General features: G+C 68.5%; 22 protein-coding genes. 9 read left to right on the top strand and 13 right to left on the bottom strand.

Annotation, left to right across the window (positions count from 1 at the left end):
• Nucleotides 1-120 precede the first annotated feature (120 nt).
• Nucleotides 121-1,011, bottom strand: a complete 891-nt coding sequence (locus tag DFR72_RS08185; protein ID WP_245982647.1) for a helix-turn-helix transcriptional regulator — start codon at nt 1,009-1,011, stop codon at nt 121-123.
• Between the two features lie 58 nt (nt 1,012-1,069).
• Complete coding sequence (locus DFR72_RS08180) at nt 1,070-1,885, bottom strand: oxidoreductase (protein ID WP_090066735.1); 816 nt, start codon at nt 1,883-1,885, stop codon at nt 1,070-1,072.
• 136 nt (nt 1,886-2,021) lie between these two features.
• Between DFR72_RS08180 and DFR72_RS08175 the strand changes: the two genes are divergently transcribed.
• The gene (locus tag DFR72_RS08175) at nt 2,022-2,546 is read left to right on the top strand and encodes a TetR/AcrR family transcriptional regulator (protein ID WP_245982644.1); all 525 of its coding nucleotides are present in this window, start codon (nt 2,022-2,024) and stop codon (nt 2,544-2,546) included.
• 6 nt (nt 2,547-2,552) lie between these two features.
• On the opposite strand, the gene cobF is transcribed toward DFR72_RS08175, so the two are convergent.
• From cobF to DFR72_RS08140, 7 genes are all read right to left on the bottom strand, one after another.
• A complete protein-coding gene (gene cobF / locus DFR72_RS08170; RefSeq protein ID WP_090066792.1) occupies nt 2,553-3,296 on the bottom strand; it encodes a precorrin-6A synthase (deacetylating) in 744 nt (247 codons plus the stop codon).
• Nucleotides 3,297-3,309: 13 nt separating this feature from the next.
• A complete protein-coding gene (locus tag DFR72_RS08165) occupies nt 3,310-4,530 on the bottom strand; it encodes a phenylacetate--CoA ligase family protein (RefSeq protein WP_090066733.1) in 1,221 nt (406 codons plus the stop codon).
• A 3-nt stretch (nt 4,531-4,533) separates the two neighbouring features.
• Complete coding sequence (locus tag DFR72_RS08160; protein ID WP_090066732.1) at nt 4,534-7,020, bottom strand: acyl-CoA reductase; 2,487 nt, start codon at nt 7,018-7,020, stop codon at nt 4,534-4,536.
• A complete protein-coding gene (locus DFR72_RS08155; protein WP_090066731.1) occupies nt 7,017-8,174 on the bottom strand; it encodes a LuxE/PaaK family acyltransferase in 1,158 nt (385 codons plus the stop codon). The genes DFR72_RS08160 and DFR72_RS08155 overlap by 4 nt, the downstream gene beginning before the upstream one ends.
• Nucleotides 8,171-9,292, bottom strand: coding sequence for a GNAT family N-acetyltransferase (locus DFR72_RS08150; RefSeq protein ID WP_090066730.1), 1,122 nt, complete (start codon nt 9,290-9,292; stop codon nt 8,171-8,173). The genes DFR72_RS08155 and DFR72_RS08150 overlap by 4 nt, the downstream gene beginning before the upstream one ends.
• A 270-nt stretch (nt 9,293-9,562) precedes the next feature.
• Entirely contained in the window at nt 9,563-10,201 is a 639-nt protein-coding gene (locus tag DFR72_RS08145; RefSeq protein ID WP_090066729.1) for a peptidylprolyl isomerase, read from the bottom strand.
• Between the two features lie 33 nt (nt 10,202-10,234).
• On the bottom strand, nt 10,235-10,897 hold the full coding sequence (locus DFR72_RS08140) for a DUF2306 domain-containing protein (protein ID WP_090066728.1): 663 nt from the start codon (nt 10,895-10,897) through the stop codon (nt 10,235-10,237).
• Between the two features lie 130 nt (nt 10,898-11,027).
• Here DFR72_RS08140 and DFR72_RS08135 point away from each other — a divergent pair, with 130 nt between their 5' ends.
• From DFR72_RS08135 to DFR72_RS08125, 3 genes are all read left to right on the top strand, one after another.
• Nucleotides 11,028-11,447 carry a DUF2690 domain-containing protein gene (locus DFR72_RS08135; protein WP_090066727.1) on the top strand — a complete coding sequence of 140 codons (420 nt, stop codon included), beginning with the start codon at nt 11,028-11,030 and terminating at the stop codon, nt 11,445-11,447.
• Between the two features lie 77 nt (nt 11,448-11,524).
• On the top strand, nt 11,525-11,953 hold the full coding sequence (locus DFR72_RS08130; protein WP_090066726.1) for a hypothetical protein: 429 nt from the start codon (nt 11,525-11,527) through the stop codon (nt 11,951-11,953).
• Nucleotides 11,954-12,044: 91 nt separating this feature from the next.
• Nucleotides 12,045-12,899, top strand: coding sequence for a M23 family metallopeptidase (locus tag DFR72_RS08125; RefSeq protein ID WP_090066725.1), 855 nt, complete (start codon nt 12,045-12,047; stop codon nt 12,897-12,899).
• On the opposite strand, the gene DFR72_RS08120 is transcribed toward DFR72_RS08125, so the two are convergent.
• Nucleotides 12,900-15,572 carry an AfsR/SARP family transcriptional regulator gene (locus tag DFR72_RS08120; protein WP_090066724.1) on the bottom strand — a complete coding sequence of 891 codons (2,673 nt, stop codon included), beginning with the start codon at nt 15,570-15,572 and terminating at the stop codon, nt 12,900-12,902.
• A gap of 364 nt (nt 15,573-15,936) precedes the next feature.
• Here DFR72_RS08120 and DFR72_RS08115 point away from each other — a divergent pair, with 364 nt between their 5' ends.
• Genes DFR72_RS08115 through DFR72_RS08105 form a run of 3 tightly spaced genes read left to right on the top strand, consistent with a single transcriptional unit; the run spans nt 15,937 to nt 21,649 of the window.
• Entirely contained in the window at nt 15,937-18,066 is a 2,130-nt protein-coding gene (locus DFR72_RS08115; protein WP_245982641.1) for a bifunctional diguanylate cyclase/phosphohydrolase, read from the top strand.
• A gap of 27 nt (nt 18,067-18,093) precedes the next feature.
• A complete protein-coding gene (locus tag DFR72_RS08110) occupies nt 18,094-20,067 on the top strand; it encodes an APC family permease (protein ID WP_090066723.1) in 1,974 nt (657 codons plus the stop codon).
• A gap of 46 nt (nt 20,068-20,113) precedes the next feature.
• Nucleotides 20,114-21,649 carry a tannase/feruloyl esterase family alpha/beta hydrolase gene (locus DFR72_RS08105; protein ID WP_090066722.1) on the top strand — a complete coding sequence of 512 codons (1,536 nt, stop codon included), beginning with the start codon at nt 20,114-20,116 and terminating at the stop codon, nt 21,647-21,649.
• Here the strand turns inward: DFR72_RS08105 and pip are convergent.
• The 3 genes from pip to DFR72_RS08090 all read right to left on the bottom strand — a co-directional run bounded on the left by pip (nt 21,646) and on the right by DFR72_RS08090 (nt 23,794).
• Nucleotides 21,646-22,593 carry a prolyl aminopeptidase gene (gene pip / locus DFR72_RS08100; protein ID WP_090066721.1) on the bottom strand — a complete coding sequence of 316 codons (948 nt, stop codon included), beginning with the start codon at nt 22,591-22,593 and terminating at the stop codon, nt 21,646-21,648. The two genes, DFR72_RS08105 and pip, sit on opposite strands and share 4 nt — an antisense overlap.
• A 111-nt stretch (nt 22,594-22,704) precedes the next feature.
• The gene (locus tag DFR72_RS08095) at nt 22,705-23,244 is read right to left on the bottom strand and encodes a DUF305 domain-containing protein (protein WP_090066720.1); all 540 of its coding nucleotides are present in this window, start codon (nt 23,242-23,244) and stop codon (nt 22,705-22,707) included.
• A 76-nt stretch (nt 23,245-23,320) separates the two neighbouring features.
• Nucleotides 23,321-23,794, bottom strand: coding sequence for a hypothetical protein (locus DFR72_RS08090; RefSeq protein WP_090066719.1), 474 nt, complete (start codon nt 23,792-23,794; stop codon nt 23,321-23,323).
• Between the two features lie 280 nt (nt 23,795-24,074).
• Here DFR72_RS08090 and DFR72_RS08085 point away from each other — a divergent pair, with 280 nt between their 5' ends.
• Nucleotides 24,075-24,830 carry a lytic polysaccharide monooxygenase gene (locus DFR72_RS08085; protein ID WP_090066718.1) on the top strand — a complete coding sequence of 252 codons (756 nt, stop codon included), beginning with the start codon at nt 24,075-24,077 and terminating at the stop codon, nt 24,828-24,830.
• 4 nt (nt 24,831-24,834) lie between these two features.
• Nucleotides 24,835-25,431, top strand: coding sequence for a DUF305 domain-containing protein (locus DFR72_RS08080; RefSeq protein WP_090066717.1), 597 nt, complete (start codon nt 24,835-24,837; stop codon nt 25,429-25,431).
• Nucleotides 25,432-25,464 lie beyond the last annotated feature (33 nt).

The raw sequence follows: 25,464 nt of genomic DNA, 5'->3' as shown, positions 1-25,464 counted from the left end.
AGAAAGGAAAAAACGGCGTTTAACACTCCTGGGTGATGGCAGAAAGTCGCCATGTCTGGAAATCGTCACCGATCGTGCTCACAGAGTGATGAAGATCGTCGGCTCTGTGACTTTGGGTGACTAAAGCCAACCTCGCCGTGATGCCTGGACGCCGAGCTGGAACCGGGTCTGCGCCCCCAGCAACTGCTGCAGCCGGCTCACCCTGCGGTGCACCGTGCGTTCGCTGACGCCGAGCTCGCGCGCGATCGACTCGTCCGTCAGACCGGCGCTGAGCAGTGCCATCAGTCTGCGGGTGGCCGTGGTCGGCTCCTGCTGGGTGTCTTCCTGGCCGCCGGGGGTGATCGACACCGCCATCCGCCAGAATGCTTCGAACAACTCGATCAACGCGCTCAGTAGCACGGACGGGTGAATGAGAAGTGCGACCACGTTCCCGCCCGTGACGGTCGGCACCGCGATCAACGCCCGGTCCGAGTCGGCGATCACGAGCTTCAGCGGCACGCCGGGGAACGTCCGCGCCTGCTCGCCCACCGCGATGCTCTCCTGCACGGACGCGAACCCGCGTTCGGTCTGCAGCAACGCCGACTCGTACACGACCCGGTAGGCGACACCGCGGGCCAGCGCCGGCGGCTGCGCGGGACTCGCCTCCGGCTGCGGGCTCAGGTACGAACCGGGATCGAGCGCCCGGATCTCCGACTCGGCCTGGCTCTGCATCTCCTCGAACGCGCTGATCACCTCGTCGGCCTCCTTGAGGACCTCGACGAAGTCGACCTCTTTCGCGCCGTGCTCGGCATAGGCGGCGGCCAGGAGTTCGGCTGTCTCCCTGGCTCGCACGGCGGCGACCTCGTGCCCCGACGCGATCGCGGCCAGCGCGGAACGCGGCGGGCGCACATCGTTGTTCCTGATCAGCCCGAGCCGTTCGAGCTCCTCGTGTGCCGGGCCGGGCTCGACGGCGTCTCCGCGCAGCATCGCCAGGTAGAGCTTCTCGGCCTCCGGCGACAGCCCCTCGTGCACACGACTCCCCTCAGTGGTTCTGAACCGAAGGTACCTGGCCAGATGGTTGCAACACGCCTTAGGCGAACCGGCGCATCGCCCCGAGGAACAGGGCGTCGAACGCCCGGTCGGACAACACCCTGCGCGCGAACAGGATCGGCCGCGCCCCGAACCCCGCCGCGTACCTGGTGCGCGGCCGCCGCGCACGGGCCGCCTTCACGATGACGTCCGCGATCACCTTCGGCTCACTCGCGCGGTCCATCTGCGAGAAGACCCCGGACAACTGCTCGACCTGCCCCGCATAGGCGCCGCCACCGGAGGTCTTCTTCAGGTTCTCGACCGCGATCCCGCCCCACTCGGTCTTGATCCCGCCGGGCTGGATCACCACGACGTCGATCCCGAACGGCTTCAGTTCGAGCCGCAGCGAGTCGCTGAATCCTTCGACCGCGAACTTCGTCGAGTGGTACCAGGCCCCGAGCGGCTCGTAGATCCGCCCACCGATCGACGAGACGTTGACGATCCGGCCGCGCCCGGCCTCGCGCATGTGCGGCGACACCAGCTGGACCAGCCGCGCCAGCCCGAACACGTTCACCTCGAACTGGTAGCGCGCCTCGTCGAGCGGCACGTCCTCGACGGCGCCGTACGACCCGTACCCGGCGTTGTTGACGAGCACGTCGATCCGCCCGGCCTCGGCGATGACCTGCTTGACGCCTTCGACCATCGACTCGTCCCGCGTCACGTCCATTTCGAGCACACGGATGCCCTGCGCGGCCAGCCCTTCCATCCGCTGCACCCGCCGTGCCGCCGCGTACACCGTGTAGCCCGCTTTGTGCAGCTCGACCGCCGTGGCCTCGCCGATCCCCGACGAGGCACCCGTGACCAGTGCGACCTTCATGACGCTCTCCCGACTGACCGGTTGGTTGAACTAACTAACTGTTTGGTTGTTAGAGCTAGGCAACCAGATCGGCGCAGACTTGTCAACCAACCGGTTGGTTGTCAGAACCAACCGGTTGGTTAGGATGCGGGGTGTGGTGAGGGACAAAGAAGCGACCAAGGCCAAGCTGCTCGACGCGGCGATGGACGAGTTCGCGCAGTACGGCATCGCCGGCGCGCGGGTCGATCGCATCGCGGCCAAGGCCGGGTGCAACAAGGCGATGATCTACGCCTACTTCGACAGCAAGGAAGGGCTGTTCGACGAGCTGCTGAAGATCCAGATCGACCGCATGATCCAGCAGGTCCCGATCACGCCCGAAGACCTGCCCGGCTACGCGGGCCGGTTGTTCGACTCCTACCGCGACCAGCCGCAGCTGCTCAGGCTGGCGGCGTACCACCGGCTCGAGAACGGCTTCGAGGCCATTCCCGCGGCGGAGGCCGAGGCGTACCGGCACAAGGTCGAGGCCATCGGGCAGGCGCAGATGGAAGGCAGGATCTCGGCCGAGTTCAACGCCAACGACCTCCTGGACATGGTCGTGCACATGTCGATCCTGGCGTTCACCACCCCGAACGCGACCCGTGCACTCGTCGAACGCTCGGTCAGCCGCCTGATCGCGGAGTAGCCCCGATCAGGACCTGCGCAGCAGGTAGGTGTCCATGATCCAGCCCTTGCGCGCACGGGCCTCGTCCCGCACCTCGCGGATCCGCGCCGCCACGTCCCCGACGCGGCCCGACACGAGGACCTCGTCCGGCATCCCGAGGTAGGCGCCCCAGTAGATCCACGTGTCCGGGTCGACGCCCTCGAACGAGTACGACGCGTCCAGCATCACGGCCACGTCGTCCACATCGGACGGCCACCCGGCGGCCAGCCTGCGGCCGGTCGTGATCTGCACCGGCTTGCCGACCTGGTTCAGCGACACCCGGTGGCCGGCGGTCAGGGCGGCCACCGACGTCACGCCGGGGATGACCTCGACCTCGAACGACTCGCCGCGGGTCAGCAGGTCGTCGAGGATCGCGAGCGTCGAGTCGTACAGGGACGGGTCGCCCCACACCAGGAACGCCCCGACCTCGTCCTCGCCCAGTTCCGACAGCAGTCCCAGGACGACGTCCGCGCGGTCGCGGCGCCAGGCGTCGATCGTCGCCTTGTAGTCGGCCGGGTTGCGGTCGCGGTCCGGGTCCCGGCCCTCGACCCAGCGGTACGGGCGCGTCACGTGCTCCGCCAGGATCGACGCGCGCAGGTCGACGAGCTCCTGCTTCACGGAACCCTTGTCCAGCACGAAGTACACGTCGACCGTCTGCAACGCCTTGACGGCCTGCACCGTCAGGTGGTCGGGGTTGCCCGCGCCGATACCGATGACCAGGATCTTTCGCACCGGCACACACTAACTACACGGGACGCTCGTCGAGGAGCCGCACGGTCTTGCCTGTGCGGGGACTCACCTCCAGTGCGGGCACCCACTCCACCGCGAGCGGTGCCACCACGCCGCGGCCGGCCTGCAGCTCGAACCGCGGGCTGATCCGGTACACCTCGGCCCGCACGGCGGAGACCTCCTGCGCCGCACCGGCGATCCGCAGCACCAGCTGGTCCCGCGCGTCGACCCGGCGGATCACGACCTGTACGCCGTTGTGCGTGATCCCGGCGCGGTCGACGGCGGCCCGCAGGTGGTCGAGGTGCAGCGTCACGGGGCCGATGCGCGCGCCTTCGTCGGCGCGGCCGAGCAGGCGGAAGATGCCGTCCTCCACGTCGACCCACTCGGCCAGGTCGCCGACCGGATAACGGATCATCGGCTGCAGCCGCCGGGTGAGGTCGGTCTGCAGCAACCGGCCCGGCCGGCCCGCCGAGGTGATCGGCTCACCGGTGTCGGCGTCGACGATCTCCAGCACCGAGCTGTCCACAAAGGAGCGGAACACTCTCGGATCGTCCGAGCCCAGCACCGCCGTGCCGATGATCCCGCCGTCCACGCTGCCGTAGACGAACGACCGGAACTCGGCGCCGGGAAACGCTTCCAGCAGGAGTGCGCGCTGGTCGTCGTACAGGGCCTCACCGCTGAACAGGACCAGCCGCACCGAAGGCAACGAGCCGGCCTCGGAACGGACGTGCGCGGCCAGCCGGCACAGCGTCGTCGGGAAGCCCGCCACGACGGTGGCGTCGAAGTCCTGCATCGTGCTCAGCGTGAACTCGACCGGCGCGCTGCCGGTGACCGGCAGCTGCACCAGGTCGATCGGCGAGTGCTGCAACGCGTTCAGGGCGAAGATGAAGCTGGAGTAGAGCTCGCCGGCGGCGAAGAGGTTCGCGACGCGGTCGCCGTGCCGCAGTCCCGCCGCGGGCAGCGTTTCCGCGTACGTGCGGCACATCGCATCCCACTCCCCGTTGGTGTAGAAGGAGACGCGGGGAGCCTTGGTGGTGCCGCCGGTCTTGAAGATCAGGCCGTCGGTGTGCGCGCGGGTCAGCACCTGGTTGTCGCGGACGGTGTTCGCTGCCCAGAACGCGGCCTGGTCGACCACCGGCAGCTCGGAAAGCGGCGTCGAGGAGTCGTAGCCGTCGTACAGCTCCTGGTAGAACGGGGAGTGCGTGCGGGCGTAGCAGATGAGGTCGAGCACGGACATCGTTCACACACTCCTGCTGCTGCGCCGGTCGACGACCGCGATCAACTTGCCGCTGCTCTTCGTCCGCTGGAAGTCCGCGAGCGGGACGCTCTCGACGCGCAGGGTCAGCAGCCCGTCCTGCTCGACGGCCTCGGCGACCTCCGGATACCGCGACAGCAGCGTGCGGCGGGTGGTAGCGGGCTCCGGCGCGCGGCCGTTCTCCAGCCGCACGACCAGCTCTTCGCCGCGGGTGTCCTCGTTCAGCTCGATCTGCAACGCGCCGGAGTAGCTGTGCTCGTCCTCCACGATCGTGAGGAACCGCCGGTAGTTCAGCGTCTGCGCGGCGGCCCGGAACACGTCCCCGGTACGTCCCAGCAGCTCGAACCGGGGTGTCTGACGGCCGCACGGGCAGTCGCCGGGGACCCAGCGGCCCAGGTCGCCGATCTCGTAGCGCTCCAGCCGCTGGCCTCGCCGCGTGTGCGTGGTGAAGACGAGCCTGCCGGGTTCGCCCGGCGAGACGAGACGGTCCGTCTCGCGATCGAGGATCTCCAGCGTGTGCAGGCTGGTGAACAGGTGGTGCACCTTGCCGGACGACGCCTGGCACTGGTAGCCGACGGGTCCCGCGTCGACCGTCGCGTAGGCCGCCGAGCGGATGGTCTCGACGCCGAACTCGTCCCGCAGCCGCGCGATGGCCTGGGCACCGAAGTGCTCGCCCGCGTAGAAGATCTTGCGGATGCCGCCGTACTCCTTGAGCATCGGGCCGTGCTCGGCGAAGAGCCGTTGCACGAACGACGGCGCGGTCAGCAGCGTGTCGACGCGGTTGTCCACAACGGCCTGAGCGATCGCACCGAGCTGGTCCCACTCGCCGCCCATCGGGAACTGCACGGCGTTCATCCGCTCCAGCGCGGAGAAGAAGCTGACGAAGCTCGCGTACATGTGCCCGTTGAAGAACAGGTTCATGACTCGGTCGCGGCGCGGGTCGAGCCCGGTGGCGAGCAACGCCTCGGCGCCGACCCACATCTGCTCGTCCCAGTCGGCCCAGGTGTACGCGGACAGCTTGGGTGCGCCGGAGCTGCCGCCGCTGCGGAAGTACACGTCCGCCGGACGGTCCTGCAGTGTCTCGAAGTCCGACTTCGGCGTCACCGGGACCGGGGGGACCGGGAGCTGGCGCGACTCGGCCAGGTCGTCCAGCGAGGCGTCCGCCGCGAACCTGTCGTCGAGCTGCACGGACACCCGGTTGCTGTAGCGCTGCAACGCGTAGACGCCGTCGTGCGGCTCGCCGCTGTAACCGCCGAGCATCGAACCCGGCGTGGTGATCCGCTGCACGCCGATCGAGACGAACGAACGCGCGAGCGCGGCCGTGTCGGGCCGGTCCGCCGCGAGTCCGACGGTCTGCAGGTAACGGCGCATCGGCCGCAGCACGGAGGTGATCTGCTTGCGCGGCAGGGGCTTCACCCACACCGTCCGGTACAGCGGTGAGGTGCGCGGTGCGAACCGCACGTCCGCCAGCACGCGCCAGTTGTCGCCGGCGTGCACCTTCGTGAACCCGAGGTGTTCTTCCAGTTGCGTGACGAGGACGGTGTTCGTGATCTCCGCCCATTCGGCCTGCGACGGCTCACGGGTCGGCGGCCCCGTCCGTTCCAGCATGGAGGCGAAGCGCTCGGCGAAGGCGAAGACCTGGGACGAGTCCTCGGTGTCGAGGTAGATCACCTGTGGGCTGGAACAGGCCTGCTGCTCCAGCCGGCACACGTCCGCGGCCAGTGCCTGCAATGTGTCCACATCGGACCAGGAGTCGCGGGTCAGGTAGGCGAACGACAGCTTCGGTCCCCAGTCGATCACCCTCGCGCCGGGCTTGACCAGCTCGGTGACGCCGGCGATCGCCTCCTCGCCGCCCCACACCGCTACGGCGTCGGCGGCGCCGAGCACGCGCGACATCCAGTCGGTGCGCGAGGAGGAGAAGTGCAGCACGACGAGCCGTGCGGCGATCTGACCGGTCTGGTCGTGCGAGGCCAGCGCGGCGAGCACCTCGGCGGTGAAGCCCGAGTCGTCGGAGGCCACCTTGATGACGTTGAGGTTGCCCGAGAGCAGGCCCTCGACGGCGCTCAGGACGCCGGCGGCGGGTGCGTTGCCCGCCGTCACGTGGGCGAGCAGGCCGAGAGGCACCCAGGCTTCGTAGGCGGGCGTGCGGAAGTCGAAGCGGACCATGCGTGCCGGGTCGAGGTTGCCGAGCTCGCGCTTCAGCTTGCGTTCCAGCGCATCACGGCTCAGCGCGTGCCGCAGCGCGTGCAGCGTCTCGTCGACCTCCACGTCGTCGAGGCCCCAGGAGACCAGCGACGCGCGGTGCTGGTCCAGGTCGAGCTTCTCCGCGGCGGCGAGCACGACGAGCGGGTTCAGGCGCGGTCCGGTGATGACCTGCTGGGTGCGGTCGTCCAGCGTGTCGAGCCGTGGCCCCACGGCCTCGTCGCCGACCCACTCGCCCTGCCAGAAATGCCTCATGCCCTGCCTTTTCATGAAGTCCTCCGGGCTAGGAACTCTGCAGCTGCGATGGCGCAGGAACGGTTGCGGGAGACTCCGGCGCGGCCGAGGACCTCGAACCACGGTGTCTCGTTGCCGCAACCGCACTCCTCAGGCGCGTGCAGTGCGGCCAGGTCACCCATCAGCACGCTCTGCGCGGGCGCCGAGGTGATGTACGGGGACACGAACTGGATGTAGCCGGACTCGCCGTACGGCAACGGTTCCAGCGTCCGGACGTCCCGGACGATCGCACGTGACCACGTCGGCACGTGCAGGTTGTGGTGCGCGCATTCTACGTATGGCACCGAGTGCTCGACCGAGCCGTAGCTGTCGCGGATCCGCACGTCCGGGATGCCGAGCATGTCGGTGACCTTCGTGCGCAGCTCGGACTTCGAGATCTGCTTGTCCGCGTTGCCCTTCCAGCCACCGCCGAACCACACCATCGAGCGTTCGTCGAGCCGCAACGGCTCCACGCCCATCGCGCGCATGCGGTCGATGGTGAAGCTCAGGAACGCCGGGAACCCGAAGATCCGTACCGGCCGCCCGCTGTCCGCGAACCGTTGCAACGCCCGGATGCTGCCGAACGCGTCGAACTCGTGCCCGCTGCCGGTGTGCGCCAAGCCGTAGTCGACGGACTCGACGGGTGCGAAGTCCGTCATGAACTGGCCGGTGAACGAGCTGCCGAGCTTCACGCCGGGCGCCGGCTGGTTCAGGTTGACCAGGTAGTGCACCGGCTCGGGGGAGATGAACCCGTTGTGGTCGTAGATCCGCGCGACCATCCGCCGCCCGGCCCGCAACGTCCAGGCGTCCCAGAACATCTGCGACTTCTGCCCGGTCGTGCCGGAGGAGGTGGCGTGCACGACGACCTCGGCGCGCGGCACCGACAGCACCTCGTGCATCTTGAAGAAGTTGGCGTGCACGAACGGCTGGTCGGTGACGTCCTGGAGCGGCTTGCCGTTCCACAGTCTGCGGAAGAACTCGTTGCGCCGGGCGTGCCAGCGGTTCGACTCGTTCATCGCTTCCAGGAAAAGGTCTTCGTCGCTGTGGTCGTACGGCGCCGCGATGTCGCACAGCGCCTGGACGGCGCGCAGCGACGGGTCCGGCACCGTTACCGGCCCCAGATGCGGGTTCGTGCCCAAGGAGGAGGTCATGACCAGTAGACTCCGTTGGTGTTGAGGAACTTCTGCGTCCACAGCTCGATGTACTGCTCGGTGAAGGGCCGGAACGCCTCGTCGATCGCGAGCCCGCGGAAGTCCGGCGGCTGCGGCGTGTGCACCATGACCACGTAGTCGTGGTAGACCTCGCCGTCCTTGCGCATCGCCGGGTACAACGCCACCGGCAGGAAACCGAAGGCCACCAACGCACTCAGCTCGTCGAACTCGTGCAACGGCACCAGCGTCTCGACGTGCGGCGCGCCCAGCCCTGCCAGCGTGTCGATCACGCCGCCCAGGTGCGGGAGCAGCGCCTGAGGGCTGGGCGTGGCACCGAAGATCGTGCAGTAGCCGTCGTGCCGGTTGAGGTGCCCGTAGATCTGGTACTCGCCGCGCTCGTCGGCCAGCAGCACGTTCGGCCGGTGCAACGGGTAGAACCGCCGCGCCGGGTCGTTGATCGTGTGCTCGAAGTGCCGCTGCACGAACTGCGGCGCCTCGATGACCTCCAGGCGTGACACCTCTGCGGCGGTGAAGGTGGTGTCCTCGACGAACTCGGGCAGCGCGGGCATCTCCGCGTGCGTGGCCATGACGAGCTTTTCGAGGCTCCTGGGGACCTTGTGCACCTGCGCCCGTTGCTCCAGAACACCGTCGCGGTGCTTGGCCAGCAATGTCATGGTCTCGCGCTTGGCGTGCTTGAACAGGTTCGGCACGAGCCCGAGCGGGCGGAACCCGTTGCGCAGGCACACCCGCTGCGGTGCGAGGTGAACCGTCCGCGCGGTGCCGTAGACCGAGTCGACCTCGCCGCTCGCGAGCATGCGGCCGGTGATCTGCCCGACGGCGTGGTGCGCGATGCCGCCGCCCTGCACGTCCGGGTCCACGACCAGCCCGGCGATCTTGCCGAGGCGGTCCGCGCTCTCGACGTGCCCGGTGATCGAGGCGACGACCCGGCCGCCCCTGCGCCACACCAGCCACGCGGTGTGCGCGGCCACGATCTCGGCGGCCATGACGTCGGGGTCGGTGCCCATCGCGATGGGGTAGTTCGCGCCGTGTGCCCGCCGGTAGAGCCTGAGCAGGTCGTCGACGTCGTCGAGTCGAGCCGGCTCGAACTCGGGTGCCACTTTGTATGCCTCCTTTGGCCGAAATGGAGGCTACTGGCTGGTACAGCCGCCATTCAGGTGACGGAAGCGCGGGAGCTGCGGAATTGATTCCTGAGGGCGAGCGGGATCACAGCGAATATCAAATCCGTCTTAATGCTCAATGGTGCGAATGGCTCAATGTGCGCAGGTAGACCGCGTGACGGAGATCGCTCACCGGAATTTCGCCCCGCCAATTGAAACGCAAAGTGGTCGCCGCTTCAACTAAACGGCGACCACTTGGAAAATGAGCAACTAGTGGGCGAGCACGTGCAGAATGCGCACCGGCTTCTTCGGCGCGCCGTCGAGCAGGCCGTCCGGCTGCGGCACGATCCCGGCCTTCACGATCCGGTCCAGCGTGTCCATGCCGTAGGTGACGTGGCCCATCACGGTGTAAAGCGGCTTGATGTTGGCGAACGAGTGCACGATGAAGAACTCGCTGCCGTTCGTGCCCGGGCCCTGGTTCCCGTACGCGATGGTGCCGCGCGGGTAGGTCTCCTGGCCCGTCACCTCGTCGGCGAACCGGTAACCGGGCCCGCCCTCCTCGGCGCGGTAGATGTCGCCGCACTGCAGCACGCCCAGGCGCGAGGTGTCGGTCAGGCGCCAGCACTGCGACATCGTGTAGAACCAGCTCCGCGCCAGGTGGGCGAAGTTCTCCACGCCGCACGGGGCGTTGGCGCGATCGAGGTGCGCGATGACCACGCCGTAGTTCGTCACGATGGTGACCTTCACGGTGCCGCGAGCCGGCACGACGGCGCTCGGCGGCTGGACCGGGCGGGCGGCCGGGTTGTCCGGCGTCGGGATGAACTCGCAGCGCGCCGTGGGCGTGGCCGGCGCGGCGGACGCGACCGGGGCGAGGACGACCATCATCAGGACAGCGAGCAGTAGCCTCATGACTGCCGACCGTAGTCGCCCCATAACCCCTTGTCAGCCCACGCTGACCGCCTCCCGCTGCTCCACCGCAGCCCGCCGCCGAGGCTTGCGCTCCAGCCACCACTGCGACAGCAGCAGCGGAATCGTCCACCCGGCCCAGGTGGAGATCCCGGCGACCAGAAACGGCAACTCCGCCTCAGGCACGCGATCGGACAACCACAGGAACGCGGCCACACCCCAGATCCGGTTCGTGATGATCGAGACGGTCAGCGCGAAGCTGCGGATCATCCACTTGCGGTGGTCGCGGAACTGGCGCCGCCGGGCCGCGCGCCAAGCCAGCCACGTGAACGTCAGCCAGAGCACCGACAACAGGATCGTGCTCACCTGGGCCACCGGGCCGAACGGTGTCATCCAGCCGATGACCAGCCCGGACAGCCCGGCCGGCAGCACACCGGCGAACACGTAGACACGGCCGATGCGGCGGTGCCACACGGGGAAACGGCCACGGAACCACGGCCAGATCTGCACCACGCACGTGACGATGGCGATCGACGCGCAGACGACGTGCATGACGAGCAGGGGGTAGTGCGGTCCCCAGTCCGACTGCACGCGTGCCTGCAGACGATCACCTGTCAGGTACGGCGGTAGCGAGAACGCCACGAACGCCACCACCACGAACGCCAACGGGCCCACCCAGGGCTTGCGCAACCACGTCATGGCAACACCGTGGCTTTTCCCGCTGACCGATCGCGCACCGCTCGCTGACGTGGCCTTCTGACACCTCGCTGACACCTGACGGGGTGTAGCTGTCAGGTCGCTGTGAGCGCCGGTCGGCAGTGTCAGCGCCATGAAGTCGACAGCCCTGATCGCCGCGGCCGCGTTCACGCTCCTCATGGCGCCGGACGCACAGGCCGCGTCCTGCAGCGGACGCGGGTGCAACGACAAGGACCCGGTGTCCGCCGGGTGCAGCAGTGGTTCGACGACCGCGGACACCGCGCCCATGTACACGGGCGGTACGGCGGAGCTGCGGTGGTCGCCCGGTTGCAGGACGAACTGGGTGCGGGTCTCGAACTACTCGGGCGGCGACTCGGCTCTGCGCATCACCGTGTGGTCGGGCAGCGACCACGTCGGCTTCGTCGCGGCGGGAACGCCCGGCAACCACTGGGGAAACATGGTCCACGCGCCCGGCTGCGCCCGCGGCGAGGTGCTCTACGTCGACAAGAACGGCGTGCACCGCACCGCCCGTCTCGCGTCGAGCGCTTGCTGAGGGGGCGCGCCGTGACCGGCTACATCACCGACTGACCGACTTTCGCACCGCCATCGCAGAACCGTTGAGGGAGAAGCATGTTCAGCAAGATCGCCAGCACCGTCGGCGCCGCGGCAGTCGTGGCCGCCGCGATGCTCGGGTTCACGGCGCAGGCGCAGGCGGCGCCGGGGTGCGCCAGGGTGGACCAGATCGGTTCCACCGGCTACATCACCAACTCCGCGGGTGTTCAGATCGCCTCGGTCAAGCAGTTCAAGGGCTGCAACAAGAACTACGCCTACACCTACGTGTGGGAGGGCTTCCGCAACTCGCACTCGCAGTGGTACTTCTGCGCGTCCATCGCGAAGGAGGACGGCGGCCGTCCCACGTTGATGGACACGAAGTGCGAGCTCAACAAGGCCGAGGTCTGGTCTTCCGGTGCCAGCACGCTCTCCTCCTGCACGCACGCCGCCGGCCTGGTCCAGTGGGGCTCGAACGAGCGGCAGGGCAAGTCGAGCACCCGCTGCTGACACGCGAAGAACGTCTGGATCAGCGAGCTCAAAAGCAAGGGCACGCCGTACTCCAACGTGCGGCGGGTCTTCGGATGAACGAGGGGAAACGATGAACGTCAAGAGAATGATCTCAGGGGTCGCCGGTCTCGCGATCGGGCTGGGCGTGCTGGTGCTCGGTGGCCCGCAGGCCAGCGCCGCCACCAACTTCGAGCTGCCGTTCCCGTGTGGACAGACGTGGTCCGGGCAGACCAGGACCAACCACAGCCCGCAGCTGGCGATCGACCTGAACCGCGGTGCGGACGAGGGTGACGCCGTCGTGGCGTCGGCGTCGGGCAAGGTCAGCAAGGTCCGCAACGAGGGCAGCACGAGCTACGGCCGCTGGGTCGAGATCGACCACGGCAGCGGCTGGACCACGCGCTACGCCCACCTCTCCGCGCAGCGGGTGTCGGTCGGCCAGAGCGTCTCGCAGGGGCAGACCATCGGCAACGTCGGCAACACCGGCGGCTCGACCGGCGCCCACCTGCACTTCGAGCAGCTGCTGAACGGCACGCCGCAGAAGATCAAGTTCTCCGGGTCGACGATCCTGTACTACGGCACCCAGAACTACAAGTCGAACAACAAGTGTGGCGGCGGTGGCACCACCAACCCGTACACGCCGGAAGAGGCCTGCGGCGACGGCTACAAGGTCGTCGACGGCGCGAACGTGACCGGCGCCCGCGTCTCCCTGCTGTACAACGCCTCCAACGGCTACAACTGCGTGGTCGCGATCAAGACCACCAAGATCGGCACGGCGTCCGACGTCGGCGCGTTCCTCGAGGTGCAGGGCTCCGCACGCACGACTGACCGTGGCGAGTACGGCTACTACGCCGGCCCGGTGAAGAAGAAGGCGCCCGGCACGTGCGTCAAGTGGGGCGGCATGGTCGGTTCCTCCAGCTACACCAGCGGTTTCGAGCACTGCGGCTGATCAGCCGATCAGGCTGTCCAAGAGGTTGTCCCTGCGCAGACCGGGTGGGCCGAGCAGTTCGGCCGCCCGGTCCGCGTGCTTTTCCCCGCCCGTCCTGGCGAGCACGAGGTGGGCGACGCCCTCGCCGTACCGGTCGCCGCGAGCGGCGGTGATCTCCAGACAGCGTTCGGCGTCCACCGTGGCCTGTCCCGGCTTTCCCGCGGCCAGCAGCACTTCCGCACGGCACAGCAGTGCCTGCCACTCGTCGTTGTGCTCGCCGGTGAGCCGGCACAGCTCGATGCACTCGCTCAGCGAGGCCTCCGCTTCCGTCAGCCTGCCGAGCTTGAACAGCGCCTGTCCCCGCGAGGCCAGCGCATACGCCGTTCCAGCCTCGTCCTCGTGCTCACGGGCGAGCTTCAGGCTCAGCACGGCGGCGTCGAGCGCCTGTTGGTACCGCCCGGCGACCTGGTGCACCTGGGCCAGCGCGGACAACGGAACCCGTTGCGCGCCGGCCGGACCGTGCTCCGACGTGAGCTCGATCGCCCGCGCCAGGGTCGACTCCGCCCGCTCCAGCTCACCCAGCTCGCGCTGGATCGTGCCGATGCCGGACAGGGCACGCCCCTGCCCGAACGGGTCGTCGGCGCGCGCCTCCAGCACCTCTTCCAGCTGGGCGAGGGCGATCTCGAACGCACCGGTCCTGCGGTTCGCGGCCGACCGCACCAGGAGCGCCGTCTGCAACGCGGCCGAGGTGCCGACGGTGCGAGCCGCCTGGTCCGCGATCTGGCCCAGCTCGACCAGGTCCGCCACCCTGTCCTGTTTGAACAGGTGCGGGTAGAGCATGTGCGCGATGGCCAGCCCGTGCTCGGCCAGCGCGGCGGACGCCACGGTGGAACGCGCTGCCGCCAGCAGGTTCTCGGCCTCGTCGGTCAGCCACCGCAACGGCTCGTCGATGTCCTGCTTGGTGGCGGAGTACGTGAGCGCGCCGTAAGCGTGCGGCCGCAGCTTCTTCAGCGCAGCGGCGAGCGTGGAACGGTAGTGCGTGAGCGCGCGGGTGAGCGCCTCCTGCTTCTCCTCGTTCACGTGCTCGGCGCCGAACAACCGCAGCAGGTCGTGCACCCGGTAGCGCTCCGGCCCGCACGGTTCCACGAGTCTGGCGTCCACCAACGGGTCCAGCGCGCGGTCCACGTCGTCCTGCCCCAGCAACGCGCGGACCACCGGCTCACCGACGGACGGCACGTTGAGGCAGCACAACAGGACGAACGCCCTGGTCGCGCCGGCGTCCAGGCCCTCGAAGCCCAGCTGGAAGCTCGACCGCACACCGAGGTCGTCGAAGTCGAGCTCGTCCAGCCGGTGACGCCGGTCCGCGAGCCGTCTCGCCAGCGTCCCGGTCGTCCAGTCCGGCCGTGACCGCAGCCGCGCGGCCGCGATCGTGAGCGCCAGCGGCAGGTGGTCGCAGGCTCGGGCGACCTGCTTCGCCGCCTCGCTGTCGTCGCCCAGCAACCGCAGCGCGTCGGCCTCCGGCAACGGGTCGAGCCGGACGTGCCGGGCGCTCAGCGTGGCCAGCATCCGGCGGCTGGTGATCAGCACGGTGGAACCCGGTTCGCCGGGCAGCAGCGGGCCGACCTGCGCCGCGTCCACCGCGTTGTCGAGCAGCACCAGCACCTTCCGCCTGGCCAGCGTCGACCGGTAGAGCGCGGCGGCCTCGGAGACGTCCGTCGGCACGGCCAGCGGTGGCGTGCCGAGGGCGCGCAGGAACCGCCTGATCACCTCGGCGGGGGACAGCGGTGACCGGCCCGGCGTGGCGCCGTGCAGGTCGGCGTACAGCTGTCCGTCCGGGAAACGTTCGGCCATCGCGTGCGCGGCGGCGGTGGCGAGCGCGCTCTTGCCCTGCCCGCCCGGCCCGTGCACGGCGATCACCGCCTCGGCCGAGCCCGTGATCAGCTCGACCTCCGCCCGGCGGCCCACGAACGGGTCGGGTCTGGCGGGCAGTTCGCGCGGCACGGCGGGGACGTCGCCCTGCAGGATCGCGGCGTGCAGGTCTTGAAGCTCCTGGCCGGGATCGAGCCCGAGCTCCTCGGCCAGCCGGCGCCGGCCCTCGTCGTACGTCCTGAGCGCGTCGGCCTGCCGTCCGCTGCGGTGCAGGGCGACCATCAACGCGCCCCGCAGCCGTTCCCTGGTCGGGTGCTGCGCGACGTACCCGGTCAGCTCCCCGATGATCTCGTGGTGCCGGCCGTCCCTGATCGCCTTGTCGGCACGGCGCTCGACGGCCGCGAGCCGTTCCTCCTCCAGCTGGTTCGCTAGCTGGGTGTTCGTGGTCAGCTCGGCCAGCGCGGGCCCGCGCCAGTACCCCAGCGCCTCGTCCGGGTCCTTGGTGTCGCGGAACAGCCGCAGGTCGAGCGACCGCTGCGGGACGTTGAGCCGGTACCCCTGCCGGGACCACTCCAGCGACACCCCGGGAAGGCCCCTCAGGGCCCTCCTGAGCTGCGAGACGTGCACCTGCACGGCCTTGCGCGCGCTGGCGGGCGGATCGCCGTCCCAGAGGACCGACATGAGGTGGTCGACGCTGACGGTCTGACCGGTGTGCAGGAGCAGCAGCACCAGGACCTGCTGCGGCTGGCCAGCGGGAATGCGGACGTCCCGCCCCTCGTGCGTGACGAGCAGCGGCCCAAGCACCCCGAACCGAACGCCGTCCACCGGCTCACGATAGTCCGTTGATCGTCACGGCCAGCTCATCCGCGACCCCCGTACGAGCAACGGTCAACGACGAAGGTCTTGTGAACGCGCTTACCGACCAACGGGTCGGAAATATCAGTGGCACGAGGTGCGCGAATCACCGTCGGGCAGCGAAAAGTCGTGCGAAAATCGTCGGGTACCACCCACAGGCACGGATCGGCGACCAGCGAGATCAACGCAGTCGCAGTGGTGGAAAACAGAACAGGGATTTGCGGTAGCGTCCGTAATGGTGGGTCACCTCATTGGAGTAACGACGGTGCCGCGATCATCCCAAGTCGGGCATCATCACCTGGCTCGACCGATGTCGTAGAACGAGGGGTCTCGTGTGACCATCTTCCGTACCGGCCACACCGGGGCCTGGTGGATGTACCTGGTGGCGGGTCACCTGCTGCTGGGCGTCTACTACCTGATCCCGGTGAGTCCCGCGGGAACAACGGGTCAAACGGTACGGGTGGTGCTCTACTGCACGATCAGCGCTTCGGCCGCCATCGCGACATTCGCGGGTGTCAAGCGCAACCGCCCCCAATGGAGGCGGCCATGGGTGTTCCTCGCACTCAGCCAGGTCGTTTACGCGATCGCCGACCTGACGTTCTACGCATCGCACTACATCTTCGAGTACACGGTTTACCCCTCGTACGCGGACATCTTCTACCTCGGCCATTACCCGTTGATGGTCGCGGGTGTGATCCTGCTGATCCGCCGCCGAACGCCGGGCCTCGACCTGCCGAGCCTGCTCGACGCCGCGGTGCTCGCGGTCGTCGCGGGCATGGCGTCCTGGCTCTACATGATCGGCCCGCAGGCCCGCCTCACCTCGCCGGTCCTGGTGAAGATCGCGTCGCTCGGCTACCCGATGATGGACCTGGCGCTGTTCGTGGTGGCGCTGCGGCTCATCTTCGGTGCGGGCCCCCGGCCGCGCGCGTTCGTCCTGCTGACGTGCAACCTGCTGGGCATCCTGACGGCGGACACGATCTACGTGCTGCAGCGCCTCGACGGCAGCTACCACGCGGGCAACTTCCTCGACGCCATCTGGCTGTCGGCGAACCTGTGCATCGGCGCGGCGGCGCTGCACCCGACGATGGCGCGGCTCGTGGACCGCGCGCACGTCAAGGACGTCGGGCTGAGCCGCGGCCGGCTCATCGCGCTGTGCTCGGCCGCCCTCGCCGCCCCGGTCCTGATGCTGGTGCACGACGTGGGCCAGTCGTCGCAGGACGTGCTGGTGATCGCCGCCGGCAGCGGGCTGCTGTCGCTGCTGATCATCGCGCGCCTCGCGGGGCTGGTCGCGGACCAGCGCAAGCTCGCGATCACCGACAGCCTCACCGGGCTGCACACCCGCAGGTTCTTCGAGGCCCAGCTGCCGCTGGAGATCTCCCGCGCCCGGCGGGGCGACGGGTCGGTCGCGGTGTTCATCATCGACGTCGACCGCTTCAAGTCCATCAACGACAACTACGGCCACCCCGCAGGCGACGACGTGCTGATGGAGGTCGCGGCACGGCTGCGCGCGGCGTCCAGGGCCGGTGAGGTGCTCGCCCGCTACGGTGGCGAGGAGTTCGCGCTGCTGGTGCCGGACGCCGGCCCCGGCCGGTTGTCCGTGATCGCGAACCGGTTGCGCGAACGCGTTGCGGAGAAGCCGATCCCGGTGAACGCGGGCAACGACGACATCCCGTTGTTCGTCACGGTGTCGGTCGGTTCGGCGAGCTTCCCGACGCACGGCGACGGTCCCGACGACATCGTGGTGATCGCGGACCGGGCCCTGTACGCGGCGAAAGCGGCCGGGCGCAACAGGATCGCGGTCGGTCCGGAGCCGCTGCCCGCGGTCGACCCGGACACCGACGGCGCGATGGCGGAGTTCCTCTGCCAGGTCGCGGACCGGGTGGACGGCTGGCTGCACCGCTACGACCACAGCCGGTCGGTGTCGCGCTGGGCCGGTGTGGCCGCGGGGGAGTTCGGCCTCGACGCGCCCACGATCAGGGTCACCCAGCTCGCCGGGCGCCTGCACGACATCGGCAAGGTCATCATCCCCGAGGTCGTGCTCACCAAGCCCGGCGCGTTGTCCGAAGAGGAATGGCGGCTGCTGCGCCAGCACCCCGACTTCGGCTACCGGCTCGCGCGGATGGTGCCGGGGTTCGCGGGTGTGGCGCACGTCATCAGGCAGCAGCACGAACGCTACGACGGCGCCGGCTATCCGGACGGCCTGCGTGGCGCCGACATCCGTGCGGAAGCCAGGATCCTGTCCGTGTGCGTGGCGTGGGCCGCGATGAGGTCGAATCGTCCACATCAGACGGCACTGGACGAAAGCCGTGCAAGGCGCGAACTCTGGTCGGGTCGCGGGCAGCAGTTCGATCCGGACGTTGTGGACCTTTTTCTCGATCTGCACACGCAGGGCAGCATCGGAACGCTGCGTCCGTCCGGATTGTCCGTTCAGGAGGCTGGTTTCCCGGCCGAGTTCCGGCCGTGATCAGCTGACGGTGGCATGCTCTGCGCCATGAGCACGGAGTTCGCCATCCCCGCCGAGGTACCGAGTCCGGAACGGCCGGCTCCTCCCGGCGGACCGCTGGGCAGGTGGTTGCTCGCCGACCGGGTGGCGCCCTCGGGTCCCGAGAGCCCCGAGTCGCACGCCAAGCCGCACCCGTGGTGGAAGGTCATGACGCTCACCGGCGTCGACTACTTCTCCACCCTGTCGTACCTGCCCGGCATCGCCGCTCTGGCAGCCGGCGCGTTGTCCCCGCTGGCGACGCTGCTCATCGTGGCGCTGACGCTGTTCGGCATGCTGCCGATGTACCGGCGGGTGGCTCGGGAGAGCCCGAACGGCCAGGGCTCCGTGGCGATGCTGGAGGACCTGCTGCCGTTCTGGCGCGGCAAGATCTTCGTGCTGGTCTTGCTGGGGTTCGTGGCGACGTCGTGGATCATCACGATCACGCTGTCCGCCGCCGACGCCTCGGTGCACGCGCTGGAGAACCCGTACGTGCCGGAGTCGTTGCACGGCACCGAGCTCCTGCTGACGATCGTGCTGCTGGTGATCCTCGGCGGCGTGTTCCTGATGGGCTTCAGCGAGGCCGTGGGGGTCGCGATCCCGCTGGTGGTGGTGTTCCTCGCGTTGAACGCCGTCGTGGCCGTGGTGGGGCTCGTGGACGTCTTCGCGACGCCGGACGCGCTCGACCGCTGGGTGTCGGCGCTGGGCTCGCACGGCGACGGGTTCTTCGGTGTCATCGGCCCGGCGATCCTGGCGTTCCCGTTGCTGGTGCTCGGTTTGTCCGGCTTCGAGACCGGTGTGAGCATGATGCCGCTGGTCGCGGCGTCCGGTGAGACGCCGGAGAAGCGCCTCGACAGCCGGGTGCGCAACACCCGCAAGCTGCTGACGACCGCCGCGCTGATCATGTCGGTGTACCTGGTCGCGACGTCGTTCATCACCACCGTGCTGGTGCCGCAGGACAAGTTCGCGCCCGGCGGCCCCGCGAACGGTCGTGCGCTGGCCTATCTCGCGCACGAACTGCTCGGTGAGGTGTTCGGCACGGTCTACGACATCAGCAGCATCCTGATCCTGTGGTTCGCCGGTGCCTCGGCGATGGCCGGCCTCATCAACATCGTGCCGCGCTATCTGCCGTCTTATGGCATGGCGCCGGAATGGGGCCGGGCCGTCCGTCCCGTCGTGATCGTCTACACGGTCATCTGCATCATCATCACGATCATCTTCAACGCCGACGTGAACGCGCAGGCCGGCGCCTACGCCACCGGGATCCTGGCGATGATGGTGTCCGGGTCGTTCGCGGTGACGGTGTCCGCGTGGCGCAAGAGGCAGCGCGGCGCGGGGATCGGGTTCACCGTGCTGACGCTGGTGCTGCTGTACGCGCTGGTGGAGAACGTGATCGAGAAGCCGGACGGCATCACGATCTCGATCGGCTTCATCATCGGCATCGTGGTGATCTCCCTGGTGTCGCGCATCTCGCGCACGACCGAACTGCGCGTCGACAGGATCAAGTTCGACGAGCAGGCCCGCCGGTTCATCACCGACACGATCGCGAACGACGGCCTGATCACGTTGATCGCGAACCGCCGCCAGGTCGGCGACAAGGCGGAGTACGACGAGAAGGAGGCCGAGCAGCGCGGCATGAACCCGGTGCCGGGATCCGCGGACGTGATCTTCCTGGAGATCGACATCGTGGACCCGTCGGCGTTCAGCAACGTCCTGTGCGTGTCCGGCGTCGAGGTGGACGGCCACCGCGTCCTGCGTGCCTCCGCTCCCGCCTCGCCGAACGCGATCGCGGCGATCCTGCTGGCGTTGCGCGACTCGACCGGCGTGATCCCGCACGCGCACTTCGAGTGGTCGGAGGGGAACCCGCTGGCGCACCTCTTCCGCTACCTGATCCTGGGTCGCGGCGACACGCCTCCGGTCGTACGCGAAATCATCCGCTCGGCTGAGTCGGATCCGACCCGAAGGCCACGCGTGCACGTCAGTTAGCTGGAACACTCCCCCCGTACGTCCGGCACAGGGGGAAGGACGCTTCATGTTCCGCAAGTCGTTGTTATCACTCACTGTCCTGGGAACGGTGGCGGCGGGGGCCGCTCCCGTCGCCGCCACTGCTCCCGCGCGTTCGTGCGCCGATCTGGTGCGTTCGTTCGACGTGCCGGACGCCCGCACGCGTGTCACGTCGGCCGTGGTCGTCACCGGTGCCAGGGAGTTCTGCGACGTGCGCGGCATGATCGAACCGGGTATCGGCTTCCAGCTGAAGCTGCCGATGCGCGGCTACCAGGGCCGCTACGTCCAGTACGGTTGTGGCGGATTCTGCGGAGTCATCGACGATCCGGCCTTCCCGTCCGGCTGCGGCCCCGCCTTCGGTGACGCCGCGGTGGCCGCGACCGACGACGGACACCAGGCCCCGCCGGAGAACCCGTTCGACACGACGTGGGCCGCTTCCGACCAGAAGGCCCGCGACGACTACTTCTTCCGCGCGCCCCACGCGTTGTCGAAGGTGTCGAGGCACATCATCTCGGTCTTCTACGGCAAGGCGCCGTCGAAGTCGTACTTCAGCGGCTGCTCCAACGGCGGCCGCGAGGGCCTGCTCCTGGCCCAGCGCTACCCGCGCGACTTCGACGGCATCATCGCGGCCGCGCCGGGCGCCTACTACACCGCGCTGATCGGCTACCAGGCGTGGATCGCGCGCAACACCATCCCGAACGACAAGATCGTCCTGCTGCACAACGCGGTGATGGAGGCGTGCGACGGCCTGGACGGCCTCGTCGACGGCCAGATCGACGATCCGCGTCTGTGCGAGTTCGATCCGAGTTCGTTGACGGGCCGGCTCACCGACGACGAGATCGCCCGCGTCCGCCGCCTCTACGCCGGCCCGTCCGACGGCGGCGTGCGGCTCTACCCCGGCGGCCAGCCCTACGGTTCCGAGATCTCGTGGACGTTCTGGCTCAACCCGACTCCCGGACTGGGCAGGGGCATCGCCCCCGAACTCGCCGACAACGGCCTCAAGCACCTCGTCCACCCGATCGGCACACCGCACTCGTCACTGGAGTCCTTCGAGTTCACCGTTCGCGAGTTCCGGCGCCTGGTCCCCGAAACCGTGAAGGCGAACTCGCTCTCGCTGGACCTGCGCGCGTTCCAGCGGGCCGGCGGCAAGCTGATCATCTGGCACGGCGCGGGCGACCAGGGCATCCCGTCCGAGGGCACGCTCGACTACTGGCAGCGCCTCACCGGTGGCAAGACCCCGTCCTGGGCAAGGCTTTTCGTCGTGCCGTCGATGTGGCACTGCGCCGGCGGCGACACCCTGACCGACTTCGACCCGTTCCGCGCGCTCGTGTCGTGGGTCGAGGGAGGCCAGGCGCCGTCCCGGATCATCGCGAAGGGCCGTGATCAGGACGGCAACGTCGTGCGCACCCGCCCGGTGTTCCCGTACCCGTTGCGCGCGAGGTACGACGGCTCGGGATCGGTGGACGACGCGGCGAACTTCGTCGCCGCGCCCGGCTTCGGTTTCCAGGACCGGATCCGGTGGGCCGGCGAGGACCTCTACCGGTCCGGACCCGCCGCGCCCTAGCGGAACCTGTGGATGGCGGCGGTGACGGCCTCGTCCATGCTGTTGCCCTCCATGATGACGTGCCCGGCGTCGTTCAGGATGACCAATTCGGCGTCGGGCCACCGCTTCGCCACCTCCCACGCCGTGTACAACGGACCGCCGAAGTCGTGGCGGCCGTGGATGAGCACACCGGGGATGCCCTGGAGCCTGTCGAGGTTGTCGAAGATGTGGCCGGGCTCCAGGAACGCCTCGTTGCCCCAGTAGTGGGTGACGGTCCGCGCGAGCCGGTAACGCGTGACGGGGTCGGCGTACCTCGTGCCTTCGAAGTCGTTGTCGCCACCCGTGATCGTGGCCAGGTCCCACTTGCTCCAGTCCCAGGCCGCCTTGTCCCTGACCGCCGGGTCCGGTGAGTTGAGGAGCTTGTTGTAGGCCAGGGCCAGGTTGCCGTCGCGGTCCTCCTCCGGGACGCCGTCGAGGAAGGCGTCGAAGTGGTCCGGGAAGAACATGCCGAGGCCGCGGGTGATCCACGCGTGCTCCTCGGGGCGGCTGGTGGTGACCGCGGGGATGATGATCTCGCTGACACGGGTGGGGTGCTGGATGGCGTAGGCGAGGATGAGGGTGGAGCCCCAGGAACCGCCGGCCAGCAGCCACTTGTCGATTTCGAGGTGCTCGCGGAGCTTCTCGGCGTCGTCGATCAGGTGCTGGGTGGTGTTGTGTTCCATGCTGGTCGCCGGGTCCGCGGCCGACGGGGTGCTCCTGCCGCTGCCGCGCTGGTCCCAGAGGATGAGGTTCCAGTGATCTGGGTCGAAGTCCTCGCGCCATCTCGGGTGTGAGCCTGACCCCGGGCCACCGTGGAAGACGCACGCCGGTTTGCCGTTGGGGTTGCCGCTGGCCTCCCAGTGGATTTGCTGGCCGTCTCCTACGTCGAGCAGGCCTTGGGCGTAGGGCTCCACCTGTGGGTACATGCCGGGGAGGCTATTGGGGCGCCCTTGCCACGGGCTGCAGCGGATACGCCGACACGCCCACTGCCTTCACGGCTGCGGACGTGTGTGTGGCGTGCTGGTCCTGGTGCGGTGTCAGGACTTCTGCTTGGCGGCGATCTGGTCCAGCACCTCGGTCTGCGACACGATGATCTTCCCGGCCAGCGCCTTCGAGCCGATGTGCTCGCCCTTGGCCTGTGCGGTCTTCGCCATGTCCACGCCACTGCGGAGGTGGCGGGAAAGGGTCGCGAGGAAGAGGTCGTCGTACTGCTTGCCGGTGGCGGCCTTGAGTGCCTCGACGTCCTTGACGGTCATCATGCCCGCCATCTTGTGCGTGGCGTTGGCGTCGTTGCCCGGCACCTGGATGTTCCAGCTGCGCAGGTAGGTGGACATCTGCTCGATCTCGCCGGTCTCGGCGTTGGCGATCTTGTCCGCCACGTTGACCACGAAGTCGTCCTTGGACTTCTGCATGGCGACCTTGGCGATCTCGATCGTCTGGTGGTGGTGCGGGATCATCTGCAACGAGAACGTTGCGTCCGCTTCGTTGGCCGCCGGTTCGCCCGAGCCGCCGCCGACCGTTGAACAGCCCGTCAGCGCAACCAGCCCTAGCACGATGATGAGCAGACGCGCTCGCATGAAGCCTCCCGTCTCGCGGTTCCCTGACGAGGGATACGGGTGGCCGAAGTGTCCGGTTCAGTGAAAGTTTCGGAACCTAAGTGGTTCGGTGCAGGTCGAGTGCCGCGAGCACGCCCTGGACCACGTCCGGGTGGCCCAGCGGGAGCGGCGCCGGGGTGTCGTTGGTGTGGTGGATGACGTGGGCGAACGGCACGTCCACGGCGACCTCGGGGTCGACCAGCAGGACTGAGCGCACGAGGTCCTGGTGAGAACCCACGAGGTCCAGGACGTCGGCGGCGAGCGGGCCGCTGGTGACGACGTCGAGCACGGTGCGCGTGTCGTCGCGGTGCCTGGTCAACACGGTGTCCACTGTGGACTTCCAGGTCGGTGCGGCGGGAGCTCGCAGCCACACGATCCGCAGGTGCTCCGTCAGTGGCCGCCAGGTCGCCGGAATCTCGTTGTGGACGGCTTCTCCCGCTGGATCGATCACGAGGACCGTGGGGGCGCCCGCGGGGCCGTCGGTGACAACGCCGGGGCCGGCTGCCCTGCTGGGCTCGTCGAATTCGCGCATGGCACGGGGGTACCCAGTGCGCGGGGTTCGTACCAATGGGCCGCCTGGTCCCGATCCGGTGGACCGAATGGTGGAGTAAACGTTGTCAGTCAGCGTGAACTTGTTGGCACGCACCAGTTTTCGGTTCGCATCCGGTGATCGCTTGACCGTTTTCCAAATCCCGGTTTATGGTCTAGACCACAGACCGAAACTGGATCGGCGAGCGATCTAGAGCGCTCCCGGTTCCCGCCCCCTGCTTACGGGTCAACCCGTTTGGGAACGATCCAAGGAGTTCGGAAGTATGAAACTCATGCGCAAAGCGGCGCTCGTCATGGCCGCTGTCCCTGCCATCGTCCTGATCACGCCGGTCGGTTCGGCGAGCGCGCACGGCTACGTGTCGTCGCCGGCCAGTCGTTCGGCGCAGTGTGCCAGGGGAGACGTCTCCGTCGACCTGTGCGGCCAGGCGAAGTACGAGCCGCAGAGTGCCGAGGGCCCCAAGGGTCTGAAGAACTGCAGCGGTGCGAACGGTCCGTTCGCGCCGCTCGACAACGACTCGCTGCCCTGGAAGGTCACCAACACCGGTCAGACCCTGTCGCTGACCTGGACCTTCACCGCCCGGCACTCCACGCGCGACTACGAGTACTTCATCGGTGGCACGCGCGTCGGTTACGTCGCCGGCAACAACCAGCAGCCGAACAACCCGACCACGCACACGATCAACCTCGGCGGGTTCTCCGGCCGCCAGAAGCTGTACGCGATCTGGAACATCGCTGACACGGTCAACGCGTTCTACTCGTGCATCGACCTCAACATCAACGGTGGTGGAGGCACGACTCCGCCGCCCACCACCACGACCACCACTCCTCCTCCGACGACGACCACGTCCTCCAGCACCACGACGCCCCCGCCTGCCGGTGGCACGTGGGCGGCGAACACGTCGTACGCGACCGGTCAGACCGTCACCTACGGCGGTTCGACCTACCGCTGCCGTCAGGCGCACACGTCGCTGAACGGCTGGGAACCGCCGAACGTGGCGGCACTGTGGGAGAAGGTCTGACCTGATGAAGCGCCTGGTGATCGCGGTCGCGGTCCTGGCGCTGGCGGGGTGCGGCGGAGAAGCGGTCGTTCCGGAGGGCCAAGGAGCCCACGGGCACGGCGCGAGCTCCGCCGCACCACCCGTTCCTGCCGCCAGTGCGAGGTTCAACGACGCGGACGTGATGTTCGTGCAGATGATGGTGGACCACCTGCAACTCGGCATCAGCCTCTCGCAGGTCGGCCTGGCGAAGGCGACCACGCAGGAGGCGAAGGACCTCGCGGGCGCGATCGACGTGACCCAGCGCGAGGAGCTCACGATGCTCAAGTCGTGGCTGAAGCTCTGGGGCAAGCCCGAGGGTGACGGTGCCAACCTGCACACCGCCCACGGCGGTCAGCCGCTGCTCGACGACAAGGTCATCGACGAGACCAAGGAGAAGAGCGGAACCGAGTTCGACCAGCTCTTCCTCAACCTGATGACCGGGCACCAGGGCGCCGGTGTGGAAATGGCGCTCACGGAGAAGAAAGACGGCATGAACCCCGAGACGACGGCCTACGCGGAACGGGTGGTCAACACCCGGCAGGGCCAGATCTCGCAGATGCTGAAGATCATCGGCGGAGCGTAGGTCAGCGCTTCGCCAGCGTTCGGTCAGCGGCCC

The organism is Lentzea flaviverrucosa (genome assembly GCF_003350445.1).
In the GTDB taxonomy this organism is placed as follows: domain Bacteria; phylum Actinomycetota; class Actinomycetes; order Mycobacteriales; family Pseudonocardiaceae; genus Lentzea; species Lentzea californiensis.
The sequence above is the reverse complement of the archived record's forward strand: the minus strand, read 5'-3'. Positions and strand labels throughout refer to the sequence as shown.